The organism is Propionivibrio sp. (genome assembly GCF_017995515.1).
Classification (GTDB): Bacteria; Pseudomonadota; Gammaproteobacteria; order Burkholderiales; family Rhodocyclaceae; genus Propionivibrio.
In genome coordinates this window covers 1-13241 of the sequence record NZ_JAGOIT010000068.1, presented here as the reverse complement: position 1 = coordinate 13241, position 13241 = coordinate 1, and the positions used below count along the sequence as shown (strand labels likewise).

Sequence of the window (13241 nt, the reverse complement as noted above, 5' to 3'; positions counted from 1 at the left end):
GCCGGCGTCGAGGTGACCGGCACGGCGCAGCGGCCAAGCATTCGTCTGGTCTCGACGCCCGAAGTGCCGGATACCGAGAAGCTCTCCTGGCTCGTACTGGGCCATGCGCCCGAACAGCAAGGCGCCGCCGACAGCGGCGTCCTGCTCGCCGCCGCGCGCACGATCCTCGGTGGTCAGGATGGGGGCGTGCTGCGCCAGTTGCAGCGCGGGCTCGGCATCGACGAGTTCGGCGTGAGCACCGGCGAGATCGGCGGTTATGGCAACCAGCCGACCAGCCGCGTCGCGTCTTCGTCCGGTTTCAGCGGCAATCAGACGGTGAGCGGCCAGATCGTCAGCGTCGGCAAACGGCTCTCGTCGAACGCTCTGCTCAGCTACGAGCAGTCGCTCAACACGTCGGACAGCATCGTCAAGCTGACCGTCAATCTCGGCCGCCGGTTTTCCCTGGTCGGCCGGGCGGGTTCGGAGAGCGCGCTCGACTTCTTCTGGCATTACCGCTTCGGCAAGTAGCGGCGCCGCCGGCGAAAGCCCGTTCCCGCCGCTGCTATACTCTGCGCTCCATTTTTCGTCCGTCGCCGCGAACCACCATGGCCATCCAATACCAGATCATTCCCGTCACGCCGTTTGAACAGAACTGCAGCCTGCTCTGGTGCGATGAAACGAAACAGGCGGCGGTGGTCGACCCCGGTGGCGACATCGCGCGCATCCTGGCTGCCGTAGAGAAGCACGGCCTCAAGCTGGAGAAGATCCTGGTCACCCACGGGCATATCGACCACGCCGGTGCCGTCGCCGAGCTGGCCGGGAAATGCTCGCTGCCGATCGAGGGACCGCACCGCGAGGATCAATTCTGGATCGACGGCATGCCGCAGCAGAGCCGGATGTTCGGTTTTCCCGACGTGCGTGCCTTTACGCCCGATCGCTGGCTGGAGCAGGGCGATCGCGTGCGCTTCGGCAATGTCGAGATGGACGTGCTGCATTGCCCGGGGCACACGCCGGGGCACGTGGCCTTCTTCAATGGGCCGGGGCGCCTGGCGATCGTCGGTGACGTCCTGTTCAAGGGGTCGGTCGGCCGCACCGACTTTCCCAAGGGCGATTTCGATACGCTGATCGCCTCGATTCGCGGTCGCCTGTGGCCCTTGGGCGACGACGTGGCCTTCATTTCCGGGCACGGGCCGATGTCCACGCTCGGCGCGGAGCGGCGCAGCAATCCCTACTGCGGCGATTGAGCGGTCGTCGGGCGTGTCAGGCGAAGCGCATCGCACCTACCAACTGCTGATCGAGGTTGCCGACACGGTCAGCGTGCAGGTCGGTCGCCTCGGGCGTTTCGAATTCGTCGCCGGAGACTACGTCTACACGGGCAGTGCGCTACGCAACTTCGAGGCTCGCATCCGGCGCCACCTGTCGGCGGTGAAGAAAATGCACTGGCACATCGACTATCTGCTGGCCGCGCCGGGCGTGCGCGTGCGCGAGGTGATGCGTTACGCGGAAGCGGAGTGCGGGATCAACCAGCAGGTCGTCGGTACTATTCCCATACCCGGCTTCGGTGCGACCGATTGCCGGGCCGGCTGCGGCAGCCATCTCAAACGGCTGCCGTAGACTCCGCGATCAGTCGTCGTGACTTTTGTCGACGTTGATCCGGCAAGCCCAATAGAACGCCGCAACCTGCGCCCTGGATACGGTCCAGTGGTCGAGGCCGAGCTTTTCGTAGGTGCTCTCCGCTGCCTTGAAGTCGCCCGCTTCGGCCGACTTGACGGCGGCGAGCAGTGCCCCGAGCGTGCCGCCGCTGCTCGGCGACAGCAGCGCCTCGACGACCTCGTCGTGCATCGGCAGCTCCTTCAGGATGTCGCTCATCGGCAGGTTGATCAGGATGTCGAGCAGCGAGAAGAGGCCGGTCATGAAGGCGTTGTCGGAGAGGTCGGGAATGTCCGGCTCCGGCGTGATCGAGGTGCTCAGCAGTTCCATCTGGCGACCGCGCGCGGCGGCGATCTGCATCAGCGGATTGGGCGTGTTGCCGTCGGCCAGGTTGTTGGCGTAGATCAGCAGTTGCAGCCAGCGCTGCAACTGGCGGCGGCCGAGGATGGCGATTGCCTGCGAGAAGCTGCTGATCTTCGTCCGCGCACCGACGGCAACCGAGTTGACGAGACGCAGCAGGTTGTAGGAGAGCTTGGGCTCCTCGCGGAAGATCGCTTCAATCTCGCGCGTGTCGCCGTCCTGCTTGACGATGTTGAGGAGCTTGAGCAGCTTCAGGCGAGTGAGGTCCGGTTCCTTGCCGGCGGCCGGGTTGCGTGCCGTCAGGAAGTGGCTGCCGTAGAGGTCGAAGCCCTTTTCCTGCAGCCAGCCGAACATCTCGTGTGTGCCGACATCGGTGGCGATCTTCCTGAAACCGGCCTTGTCGAGGTACATCAGGTTGAACGCCGAGAGTTCCTGGCGGGCGAATGCCGCGTCGAAGCGTACGGAATCGAAATCGGCAACCGGGATCTTCTTCAGGATTTCGGTGGTGTCGACGTCAAGACCGAAGCGGTAGCCCTGGCCGTTCAGCTTGTGGCAGTGCTCCATCGCCTTCTTGTCGTCGAGCACGGAGGAGGGGAGGACGAACACGACCTGACTGGCTTCGAACGTGTCGATGAACTCGGTGTTGCTCAGGTCGTCAGGACTGACGGAGATGATCAGCGGCATGGTGTTTGCCAGCGGCGCGACCGCCGCGCTGGAAAAACACCGGATGTAGTCGGCGCCGTAGGTCGTGGAGCGTTCCCCCGACTGCCAGTCGAACGCCACCCAGCTGCTGTCGGCGGCGAGGACGGGACGGAAGAAAAAGAAGGGTGTGGCCATGGTTGTTTCTGTTGACTGGAGATGTTCTCGGTTAGGCGCGATTCTAACCCATAGCCGCCGGCACAGCCCTGATCAACCATGCGTTAGTGCGCTGATTTTTCGTTGAAAAGTGTTGCATTGAAGGCGTTGGTCGAAGGTCAGAACGCATGCAGAACAAAAGCGCCGTACCATGTGCCGGCGGCTCAAGACCGCGAGTGAGCGGGGAAACTGGCGTTTTGAGGCGGAAGAAATGTCGTAAACTGACATTTCTGTCGGTGCCCGGCAGTACCCGCCCCAAAATCGATTCTCAACGAGTGTGATCCATGACCCCCAGTGCCTTGAAGAACGTGACCAAACACGATTCACATGCGGTTTCTCCCGATTTCAACCTGCTTTTTTCCGAACGGGCACGCGCGATTCAGAGCTCGGCGATTCGTGAAATCCTCAAGGTAACCGAGCGTCCGGAAGTCATTTCCTTCGCTGGCGGCCTGCCTTCATCGGCGACGTTCCCGGTCAGCGAGATGCTGTCGGCGTTCGACCGCGTACTCACCGCGAAAGGCAGGGAAGCGCTGCAGTACAGCACGACGGAAGGCTTTGCCCCGTTGCGCGAATGGATCGCCGCGCGCGTCAGCACGCCGGACGCGCCGGTTTCGCCCAATGAAGTGCTGATGGTCTCCGGCTCGCAACAGGGCCTTGATCTGCTGGCCAAAGTGCTGATCGATCCGGGCGACACCGTGCTCGTGGAGACGCCAACTTACCTCGGTGCATTGCAGTCGTTTTCACTGTTCGACCCGAAGTATGTGTCGGTGGCCTCGGACGAAGACGGTCTGCTTCCCGACGCGCTCACCGATGCGATGCGCGACGCCAAGTTTCTCTACTGCCTGCCGAACTTCCAGAATCCGACCGGTCGTCTTCTTGCCGAAGACCGTCGTTACCAGTTGGCGAAGCGCGCGCGCGAACTCGATCTTCTGATCCTCGAGGACGATCCCTACGGCGCGCTTTCCTACGACGGCGAAACGCCGCCGTCGATCCGCTCGCTGGCACCGGAGCGCACGGTGTACATGGGCTCGTTCTCCAAGGTCTTGGCGCCCGGTCTGCGCCTCGGCTACATCGTTGCGCCGGCGGCCTTGCGTGCCAAGCTCGTGCAGGCCAAGCAGGCGACCGACCTGCACACGGCGACACTGTCGCAGATGGCCGTGTACGACGTCGTCAAGGATGGCTTTCTCAATAACCACATTCCGACGATTCGCAGCCTTTATCGCGAACAGTGCGCGGCGATGCTCGCCGCGCTTGCGCAGTACATGCCGGAGGGCGTGCGCTGGAACAAGCCGCGCGGCGGCATGTTCCTGTGGGTTGAATTGCCGAAGGGATTGAACGCGTCGGCCGTGCTGGGCAAGGCCATCGAGCAGAACGTCGCATTCGTGCCCGGCGCGCCGTTCTTTGCTGCCGATCCGGTGATCGAATCGCTGCGCCTTGCGTTCGTCACGGTGCCGCCGCCGCGCATCGAAGAAGGCGTCAAGCGGCTGGCCGAGGTGATCCGCGCCAGCTTGTAGTCTTGGGGGCCGGCGTCTGCGCCGGCCTTGCCGCTTATTTGCGTGTTTCGTCGTGCTCGTCGCGCAACTCGCGGCGCAGGATCTTGCCGATCGGCGTCTTCGGCAGGCTGTCGCGGAACTCGATCAGGTGCGGCCGCTTGTAGCCGGTGAGCTGCGTCTTGCAGTAGGCGATGATGTCTTCCTGGGTCAAACTCGGGTCTTTCTTCACGATCACGAGGCGGACCGCTTCGCCCGATCGTTCGTCGGGAACACCGATCACCGCGCACTCGGCGACGCCGGGATGCGCCATGACGACGCCTTCGACTTCGTTGGGATAGACGTTGAAGCCGGAGACCAGAATCATGTCCTTCTTGCGGTCGGTGATCGTCACGTAACCGTTCGTGTCCATGAAACCGATGTCACCGGTCTTCAGCCAGCCGTCCTGGATCGTGCGCGCGGTCTCTTCGGGGTTGTTCCAGTAGCCGCACATCACTTGCGGTCCGCGCACGCAGATTTCTCCCGTGTGGCGCTCGATCTCGGCCTTGCCGTCCCACGGCGACAACTCGGCGAACGATTCGTCGCGGATCGTGACCTCGGTCGACGACACCGGCAGGCCGATCGTGCCGTTCCACGGCATGCCGAGCGGCGTGCAGCAGACTCCGGGTGACGTTTCGGTCAGGCCGTAGGCCTCGGTCAGGAAGGTGCCGGTGATCTTCTGCCAGCGTTCGGCCACGGCCTTCTGCACCGAGGCGCCGCCGCCGACCACGACTTTCAACGCCGAGAAGTCGAGCTTCTCGAATCCGGGCGTATTCATCAGCCCGTTGAACAGCGTATTGACGCCCGTCAGCACGCTGAATTTCCACTTGCCGAGTTCCTTGACGAAGGCGGGCAGGTCGCGCGGGTTGGTGATCAACAGGATCATGCTGCCCCACTTGAGGAAGCCGAGCGTCGAGGTGAGGCAGAAGATGTGGTACATCGGCAGCGGAGCGACCGCGATTTCACGGGCTTCCTTGAAACTCTGCGAGATCCACAGATTGACCTGTTCCAGGTTGGCCAGCATGTTGCCGTGTGTGAGCATCGCACCCTTGGCGACGCCCGTTGTCCCGCCGGTGTATTGCAGGAAGGCGATGTCGTCGTGGCCAATCTTGGGCGCGGCGAATTTCTCGTTATGGCCGCGGTTCAGCGCGTCGCGCAGTGACCGTGCGCCGTCGATTCGCCAGCGCGGGACCATCTTCTTGATCCGCTTGATGACGAAATTGACGAGCCAGCGCTTTGGCGCCGGCAGCAGGTCGCCGACCTGCGTGCTGATGACGTGCCTGATCGCCGTGTTGGGCAGGACTTTCTGCAGCGTAACGGCAAAATTCTCGAGAATGATGATTGCCCTGGCGCCGGAGTCCTTCAGTTGAAACTCCAGCTCACGTGCCGTGTACAGCGGATTGATATTAACCACGGTCAGCCCGGCGCGCAGGATGCCGAACAGCACGACCGGGTACTGCAGCAGGTTGGGCAGCATGATCGCGACGCGCTCGCCCTTGGTCAGGCCGGATAGGCTTTGCAGATACGCGGCGAGGTCGCGCGACAGGCGATCGAGTTCGCTGAAGCTGATCGTGTGCCCGAGGTTGTGGAAAGCCGGCTTGTCAGCGTAACGGCGAATCGTATCCTCGAGCAGTTCGGGAACGGAGGAAAACGGCGAGATGCCGATCTCGGCAGGCATACCGGGCGGGTAGCTGCGGAGCCAGATTTTGTCGCTCATGCGCACTTTCGGGTGGAGAAGCAGAGGGTACTTGCAGGGTAGTCAACGAAGCGCGCGCAGGATAGCGCAAATGCGGAACATCGACCGAATGAACCTGAAAACCTCACCGCAAAGGCGCGAAGATTGCAAAGGAAACAACAGGTGGGTCGTACTTGACCATTCACCCTGCGGGTCAAGATGAAAGACAGGTGCTGTTCGCGTAGCGCTTTGATTTTTTCTGCGAACCTTTGCGATCTCTGCGCCTTTGCGGTGAAGAACCGAGTTTTTCAGGAGGAATAGAATGCGCCGATGGACTCAATCTCGTTCCCGAACTACTGGCGCGAAGCGTCCGACGAACTCGCCGCGGGCGACCTGGTGATGGCCGGGTTCGTCGAACTCTATTCCGGCGACTCGCTGGTTTCGCGCGGTGATCCTTTCGGCACGCTGGTACGGTCGATCGTCGGCCAGCAGATCTCTGTGAAGGCGGCGGACAGCATCTGGGCGCGCTTCTCCGCCACGCTGCCGGCTATCGAACCGGAAGCCATACTGGCCGTTTCTTCGGAAACCTTGCGCGCCTGCGGACTCTCGGCGCGCAAGGTCGAATACATCAGCGATCTCGCGCGGCACTTCAGTTCCGGACAGATCCACGTCAACCGCTGGGATGCGATGAGCGACGCCGAGATCATCGCCGAACTCACCGCAGTGCGCGGCATCGGCGTGTGGACGGCCGAGATGTTCCTGATCTTCAACCAGCTGCGTCCCGACGTTTATCCGCTCGACGACATCGGCCTGCAGCGCGCCGTCGCGCTGCACTACTTCGGCGGCGAGCGGCTGGCGCGCAAGCATCTGGCCGAAGCCGGCGAGCGCTGGCGCCCGTGGCGCTCGGTCGCTACCTGGTATCTGTGGCGCAGTCTTGATCCGCTGCCGGTCGAGTACTGAGGAACTTCCCCCCGGTCGCGGCACTCTCTGAGCGGCACTCGTGTTCGGTGCCCGGCCGTCCGGCGGGGCGCCGACTTCCTTTACGTTAGAATGAGGGCCGTCTTTCAACCGGCCAAGGCGTGATGAAAACCACCTTTCTTGATTTTGAACAATCGATCGCCGACCTCGAAGGCAAGATCGAATCGCTGCGTGCGACGCAGGACGATGCTGCCGTCGATATCTCCGAGGAGATCGCCCAGCTTGAGAAGAAGAGCCAGGCGCTGACCAAGGAGATCTACGCCAAGCTCACTCCGTGGCAGATTTCGCAGGTCGCGCGGCATCCGCAGCGTCCGTATACGCTTGATTACCTGAACCTGATCTTTACCGATTTTGAAGAGCTGCACGGCGACCGCGCGTTTGCCGACGATCACGCCATCGTCGGCGGACTGGCGCGCTTCAACGGCCAGCCGGTGATGGTCATCGGCCACCAGAAGGGCAGCGACACCAAGGAAAAGCTCTACCGCAACTTCGGCATGCCGCGCCCCGAGGGCTACCGCAAGGCCTTGCGCCTGATGCGCCTGGCCGAGAAGTTCGGCATCCCGATTTTTACCTTTATCGACACGCCGGGCGCTTACCCCGGCATCGACGCCGAAGAGCGCGGCCAGTCGGAAGCGATCGGCCGCAATCTCTACGAGATGGCCGGGCTCAAGGTGCCGGTGATCGTCACCGTGATCGGCGAGGGCGGCTCGGGCGGCGCGCTGGCAATCGGCGTCGGCGACGTGGTGCAAATGCTGCAATTCTCGACGTACTCGGTGATTTCGCCCGAAGGCTGTGCGTCAATCCTCTGGAAGAGCGCGGAGAAGGCGAGCGAAGCGGCAGAAATCATGGGCATCACGGCGTCGCGACTCAAGTCGCTCGGGCTGGTCGACAAGGTCGTGCACGAACCGCTCGGCGGCGCGCACCGCGACCCGGCCGCGATGGGACAGAACCTCAAGAAGGCATTGCAGGAGGCGCTGAAGCAGGTGAGTGCACTGTCGACTGAAGCGCTGGTCGAAGCCCGCTTTGAGCGCCTGATGGCCTACGGCCGCGTCAAGGAACAGGCGGTTGGCTGAGTCTGGTTCAGCGCCCGTCTCCCCAGCGGCCCATCCCTTCGCGTCTGAACTCGAAGCCTTCCTGCTGCCGCGCCTGAAACAGGGCGATCGTCTTTGCGTTGGTGTCTCCGGCGGGCGCGATTCGGTTGTCTTGCTGCACGCGCTTAGCCGACTCGCACCGTCGTTCGAAGTCCCGATCCGCCTGAGCGCGGTGCATGTGTACCATGGCCTCAGTCCGAATGCGGACGCATGGGCGGATTTCTGCGCCGATTTCTGCCAACGCTGCGGCGTTCCGCTCGAAATCGTGCGCGTCGACGTGCCGCGCGACAGCGGCGAAGGCCTGGAAGCCGCGGCGCGCCGCATGCGTCACGGCGTGTTCGCTGCTCGCGCCGCCGACTGGTTGGCGCTTGCCCACCACCGCGACGATCAGGCGGAAACGGTGCTGCTCAATTTGCTGCGCGGCGCGGGGATCGCCGGCGCGGCCGGCATGTCGCCCGAACGTCCGCAAGCGCGCGGGCCGGCCTTGATCCGCCCCTTGCTCGACGTGCCGCGCAGCGCCATCGAAGCCTACGCCGACACGCAGGGATTACGCTGGATCGACGACGAGAGCAACGCGGATGTGCATTTTCGTCGCAACTTTTTGCGTCGGGAGATCATTCCCCGGCTGGAAGAGAAATTCCCTGGTACGCAACGATCGCTGGCGCGGGCGGCGGGGCATTTCGCCGAGGGCGCCGAGCTGCTCAATGAACTCGCCGCCATCGATCGCGTTGCTGTGCTGACCCCGGCGGGACGCCTCGGGCTGGCGGCTTTCAACGCGCTGCCCGCGGCGCGCGCGCGCAACCTCCTGCGCCACGAATGGCTGGGCGCCGGGTTCCGTGCGCCCGATACGCGCTGGATCGACGAGGCGCGGCACCAGCTGGCGAGCACCGACGCGCTTTCGGAAACCTGTCTGAAGACGCCGGAAGGCGAACTGCGCGTCTATCGCGGCGAGATCTACGTCGCTCGTCATCGACCCGATACGTCCGACGCGGTCGTCCATTGGCGGGGCGAGGACGAACTGCCGTGGGCTGGTGGCCGCGTGCGCTTCGTCGTGGTGGATGGCGGCGGGATCCGGCGCACACTGCTGGAAAGTGGTGAAGTGTTCATTCGTGCGCGTCAGGGCGGCGAGCGCCTGCAGGCGCATCCGGCCCGGCCGCGCCGCAGCTTGCGTAACCTGCTGCAGGAAGCGTCGATTCCGGCCTGGGAGCGCAACTACCTGCCGTACCTGTGGTGCGGCGATCGCTTGGCCTGGGTCGCCGGTCTGGGCGTCGATGTGAAGTTTGCCTGCGCGGCCGGCGAGGCGGGTGTCTTGCCCGTGTGGGAGCCGGACTGATCAGGCAAGCTTCGGCTGTCCTGGTTTCTCCCGGCCGAGCGCGTCGAGCACCGAGACGAAGTCATCCGCAAGCGGTGCCGTGAGCGTGAGCGGCTCGCCGCTTAGCGGGTGCGTGAGACGCATCTCCAGGCAAGCCAGCAGCAGGCGATGGCAGCCGAATAACTCCTGAAACAGCCGGTTGTGGCGGCCCTTGCCGTAAGTGGCATCGCCGATGATCGGATGCGCGAGGTGCTTGAGGTGGCGACGCAATTGGTGGCGGCGGCCGGTCTCGGGCTTGAGTTCGAGCAAGGCGTAACGGCTCGTCGGATAGCGGTCGACGCGGTACGGCAGTTCGACGGTTGCCAGCCGGCGGTAACGCGTGATCGCGCTTTGCGCCTCGCCGACGGTATCCGGGGCGCGGAACTCGTAGTCGTCGTACTGGCGCGTCAGCGGATGGTCGATGACGCCGGCTTCTTCCGGGTGACCACGCACGACGGCCAGATACGTCTTGTCGACCTGCTGCGTCTCGAACTGCGCGCTCAACACGCGTCCGACATCGCGGTCGAGGGCAAACAACAACACGCCCGACGTGCCGCGATCAAGGCGATGCACGGGATGGACGTGCTGACCGATCTGGTCGCGCACGATCTGCACGGCGAAGCGCGTCTCGTGACGATCGAGCACGGTCCGATGCACGAGCAGTCCGGATGGCTTGTGTACGGCGACCAGATGTTCGTCGCGAAAGAGGATCGGCAACTCTTCCTTCACACGCGATCCTTCTTCTCCGGGAAGTCGCCGTCCATGTAGTACCAGCGCCCTTCTTCCAGAACGAAGCGGCTGACCTCGTGCAGGCGATGCGCGCGCCCGCCGATCTTGTAGCGGGCGATGAATTCGACGATTGCACTATCAGATCCGGTCGATTCGTGGCGGCGGATTTCCAGGCCGAGCCACCGCGTGTCGTTTTCGGCCGAAAGATCGAGTGATGGGCGCGTGCTTGCGTGCCAAGTAGCGAGCAGATAGGCTTCCAGCCCCATCGTGTAAGCGCAGTAGCGCGAACGCATCAAGGCTTCGGCGGTCGGCGCAGCCGCACCGGCGTGATAGGGCGCGCAGCACTGATCGTAGGCTTTCGCGCTGCCGCAGGGGCAGGGTGGCTTGGTTTGTTTTACGGGCTTGATCTTGCCTTCCTCCAGTTTTTCCGGGCATCCTCGCCCACTTCAGGCGAGCGCTCGGGGTCGTGACGCGTCGGTTCCTTATGACCGGCGAATCAGCTGCGCCCGGCGTTGCCTGACACCGTCCGAACCTTGTCGATGATTGCTTGCGGCGGCGTGCCGTGCGACAGAATCGCCGCGAGTTTGCCCTCGGTATCGATCACGTAGGTGTAGGACGAGTGATCGACCGAGTACAGGCCGTCGCTGTCCGGCTTCTGCTTCATATAGCTGGCGCCGTATTGCCGCGCGACCTTGGCCACTTCTTCTGCGCTGCCGGTGATGCCGACGATGTTCGGATGGAAGAACGGCGTGTAGGCCTTCAGAACTTCCCCGGTGTCGCGTTCCGGGTCGACGGAAATGAAGATGCCTCGGGTCTTTTCAAGCTCGGCCGGTGAGAGCCCGGACAGTGCCTGCGCAACGAGCGACAGCGCCGTCGGGCAAACGTCGGGGCAAAAGGTGTAGCCGAAGTAGAGAAGGACGACCTTGCCGCGATAGTCAGCCAAGGCGACTGGGCCGTCGGGGCCTTGCAAGGCGAAGTCGCCCCCGATCGGTTCCGCAGTTGCAATGACGCCTGAATCGCTGGCGGTCCGTTCGCCTCCCGCAGGCGACCAGAAGAAGGCGAGCCATACGAGTGCACCGGCGAGGAAGCTGATCGCCGAGAGCAGCAAGAGCTGGTTCGTCCTGGATGAGGCGTTCGCCATGTCTTCAACCTCCGGAAACTTCGAAATGGAAAGGAATCGCCAGGCTGCCGTGCGGCGTGCGAAGCAAGATCGTTGCGGCCCATTCCATGGTCCCCGTGACGCAGACAGGGAGCATGGCCTCGGCGGAATAACCGCCGTCGACCGGATTGAGGCGAGGGCGGTAATAGCCCATCTTCATCGTCGTCCCGTCGAAATCGATTTCCGCGGAGCGCACTTCGACATCGTGTACCGCCAGGTGGGCGGTAAAGGCCCGCAATGGGCGGATCGGTCGTGGAGAGAACGAGAGCGTGACTTTGCCGCCGTCGGGCAGCGCAACGGTGCAGTCATCACGCGCCGGGTTGCAATCAGCGACGGGCAACACCGTACCTGCGCGCGGCTTTTGCTGTTGCGAGAGCTTGTAGCCGACGACGCCAATAATCGCGGCGAGCAGGATGAGAATGACGGTGATGGCGTTCTTGAGTGTCACGAATGGGGTCGATCCGTATCGTTCATGTTTGTTCAATACGCCCCGCATTATCCGCCGAATCGCGCGGCGGCGTCGCCTTGCCACGCTTCTCACCGGTTGTGCCGACCTCGCCGGTCGGGAAACTGCTGTAGCATAATTGCATCTCGCGGCGGAACTGGACTGATCGTTCCGCCGAACGCAAGGAACTCAAGGGAACAGGGATGGCGCCCATGCTTGATACCACCGCCGATTCGGTACTCAACGCCTCGCTTGGCTCGCATCTGCTCAACGACTTTCAGCAGGATTTTCCGCTCTGTCCGGCGCCGTTTGCCGAACTGGCGGTCAGGCTCGGCGTGGCGGAAGCCGCCGTGCTACGTAAACTCGAACAATTGCGGCGCGAGGGCAAGATCGCCCGCGTCGGTGCGGTCTTCGCGCCCAGGCGCATTGGCGCCAGCACACTGGCGGCGATGGCGGTGCCGGCGGGAAAGCTGGCGGCCGTCGCCGAGGCCATCAACCGTTTTCCCGAGGTGACGCACAACTACGAGCGCGAGCACAGGTACAACCACTGGTTCGTCGTCACGGCCGGGTCGGAAGGGCGATTGCAGGCGGCGCTCGGCGCGATCGAACAATCGACGGGTTATCCGCTGTTGCGTTTGCCACTGCTCCGCGAGTACCTGTTCGATCCCGAACCGGCCCGCGATGCGCCATCATCGGCAGCGCCGGCCTCGCCGACGGTGCTCGACGAAATCGAGCGCCGGCTGGTGATGGCGTTGCAGGAAGGGCTGCCGCTCTTCATCCGCCCGTTCTCGGTGCTGGCGAGTCGAGTCGGATGCGAGGAGAACGACGTGCTCGAGCGGATTCGCCAATGGTCCGCCGAGGGCGTGATCAAGCGTTTCGGCGTGGTTGTCAGGACGCAAGCGCTGGCAACGCAAGGCGATGCGCTGCTGGTGCACGATGTTCCCGATGCCGACGTGGTTCGTCTCGGCAACCTGCTTGCCAAGTCACCGGGCGTTTCTCTCTGCTACCAGCGCCCGCGGGTCTTGCCGGACTGGCCGTACAACCTGTTCTGCTCGGTTCGCGGTGCGGAACACGACGAGGTGCGGCGGAACATTGCCGATTTGCGGCAGCGCCTCAAACTCACGGATTGCCCCTTCGATGTCCTCTTCGCGCCGAGTCGTACGGCAACGTCAGCTTGATTTCCGGGTGTGCCGGAAGACGGCTCAAATGTGCATTATTTCCTTGTCTTGGTATGACCTAAGTCATAGAGTGCAACTTTGAATCTTTTGTTGCCGGAAAAATGGGGCCAGACACCAGTGTGAGCAGTGGGAATCAGCCGGGCGCCAGCTGCGAGCCATCGCTCTGCCTGGCGTGCCGGCATAGCGTCGAGGTACGGGGCATGGAGGATGTCGTGTGCCTCGCCCACTTGACGGTGCGTCATCCCGCAGCCGCCGGCGCGTG

General features: G+C 63.4%; 16 protein-coding genes and 1 pseudogene. 8 read left to right on the top strand and 9 right to left on the bottom strand.

Annotated features, from left to right (window positions below; genetic code table 11):
* The 3 genes from KBA32_RS11755 to KBA32_RS11745 all read left to right on the top strand — a co-directional run.
* A partial coding sequence (locus KBA32_RS11755; RefSeq protein WP_294359132.1) for a translocation/assembly module TamB domain-containing protein occupies window positions 1-507 on the top strand: 507 nt, incomplete at its 5' end.
* Window positions 508-584: 77 nt separating this feature from the next.
* Entirely contained in the window at window positions 585-1223 is a 639-nt protein-coding gene (locus KBA32_RS11750) for an MBL fold metallo-hydrolase (RefSeq protein WP_294359130.1), read from the top strand.
* A gap of 13 nt (window positions 1224-1236) precedes the next feature.
* The gene (locus KBA32_RS11745; protein WP_294359129.1) at window positions 1237-1593 is read left to right on the top strand and encodes a DUF123 domain-containing protein; all 357 of its coding nucleotides are present in this window, start codon (window positions 1237-1239) and stop codon (window positions 1591-1593) included.
* Between the two features lie 9 nt (window positions 1594-1602).
* On the opposite strand, the gene KBA32_RS11740 is transcribed toward KBA32_RS11745, so the two are convergent.
* Window positions 1603-2826, bottom strand: coding sequence for an EAL and HDOD domain-containing protein (locus KBA32_RS11740; protein WP_294359127.1), 1224 nt, complete (start codon window positions 2824-2826; stop codon window positions 1603-1605).
* 302 nt (window positions 2827-3128) lie between these two features.
* Between KBA32_RS11740 and KBA32_RS11735 the strand changes: the two genes are divergently transcribed.
* A complete protein-coding gene (locus KBA32_RS11735) occupies window positions 3129-4358 on the top strand; it encodes a PLP-dependent aminotransferase family protein (protein WP_294359125.1) in 1230 nt (409 codons plus the stop codon).
* A gap of 34 nt (window positions 4359-4392) precedes the next feature.
* Here KBA32_RS11735 and KBA32_RS11730 read toward each other — a convergent pair whose 3' ends face one another.
* Entirely contained in the window at window positions 4393-6090 is a 1698-nt protein-coding gene (locus KBA32_RS11730) for an AMP-binding protein (RefSeq protein ID WP_294359124.1), read from the bottom strand.
* 288 nt (window positions 6091-6378) lie between these two features.
* Here KBA32_RS11730 and KBA32_RS11725 point away from each other — a divergent pair, with 288 nt between their 5' ends.
* From KBA32_RS11725 to tilS, 3 genes are all read left to right on the top strand, one after another.
* Entirely contained in the window at window positions 6379-7008 is a 630-nt protein-coding gene (locus KBA32_RS11725) for a DNA-3-methyladenine glycosylase (RefSeq protein WP_294359122.1), read from the top strand.
* 122 nt (window positions 7009-7130) lie between these two features.
* Window positions 7131-8099, top strand: coding sequence for an acetyl-CoA carboxylase carboxyltransferase subunit alpha (locus tag KBA32_RS11720; RefSeq protein ID WP_294359120.1), 969 nt, complete (start codon window positions 7131-7133; stop codon window positions 8097-8099).
* Window positions 8092-9450, top strand: coding sequence for a tRNA lysidine(34) synthetase TilS (tilS, locus tag KBA32_RS11715; RefSeq protein ID WP_294359118.1), 1359 nt, complete (start codon window positions 8092-8094; stop codon window positions 9448-9450). Before KBA32_RS11720 ends, tilS begins: the two co-directional genes overlap by 8 nt.
* On the opposite strand, the gene KBA32_RS11710 is transcribed toward tilS, so the two are convergent.
* From KBA32_RS11710 to KBA32_RS11690, 6 genes and pseudogenes are all read right to left on the bottom strand, one after another.
* Complete coding sequence (locus KBA32_RS11710; protein ID WP_294359115.1) at window positions 9451-10197, bottom strand: pseudouridine synthase; 747 nt, start codon at window positions 10195-10197, stop codon at window positions 9451-9453.
* Window positions 10194-10493, bottom strand: a complete 300-nt coding sequence (locus KBA32_RS11705; protein WP_367113780.1) for a YchJ family protein — start codon at window positions 10491-10493, stop codon at window positions 10194-10196. The genes KBA32_RS11710 and KBA32_RS11705 overlap by 4 nt, the downstream gene beginning before the upstream one ends.
* A 36-nt stretch (window positions 10494-10529) precedes the next feature.
* A pseudogene (locus KBA32_RS17160) lies at window positions 10530-10604 on the bottom strand (SEC-C metal-binding domain-containing protein); the annotation flags it as partial.
* An 89-nt stretch (window positions 10605-10693) separates the two neighbouring features.
* Window positions 10694-11338 carry an SCO family protein gene (locus KBA32_RS11700; RefSeq protein ID WP_294359113.1) on the bottom strand — a complete coding sequence of 215 codons (645 nt, stop codon included), beginning with the start codon at window positions 11336-11338 and terminating at the stop codon, window positions 10694-10696.
* Between the two features lie 4 nt (window positions 11339-11342).
* Window positions 11343-11804 (bottom strand): hypothetical protein, encoded by a 462-nt coding sequence (locus KBA32_RS11695; protein ID WP_294359110.1) that lies wholly within the window; start codon window positions 11802-11804, stop codon window positions 11343-11345.
* Window positions 11805-11826: 22 nt separating this feature from the next.
* A complete protein-coding gene (locus KBA32_RS11690; protein ID WP_294359108.1) occupies window positions 11827-12015 on the bottom strand; it encodes a hypothetical protein in 189 nt (62 codons plus the stop codon).
* Here KBA32_RS11690 and KBA32_RS11685 point away from each other — a divergent pair.
* On the top strand, window positions 12014-12979 hold the full coding sequence (locus KBA32_RS11685) for an Lrp/AsnC family transcriptional regulator (RefSeq protein ID WP_294359107.1): 966 nt from the start codon (window positions 12014-12016) through the stop codon (window positions 12977-12979). The two genes, KBA32_RS11690 and KBA32_RS11685, sit on opposite strands and share 2 nt — an antisense overlap.
* Before the next feature lie 35 nt (window positions 12980-13014).
* On the opposite strand, the gene KBA32_RS11680 is transcribed toward KBA32_RS11685, so the two are convergent.
* Window positions 13015-13241 (bottom strand): hypothetical protein (locus KBA32_RS11680; protein ID WP_294359106.1); only part of this gene is annotated, 227 nt, incomplete at its 5' end.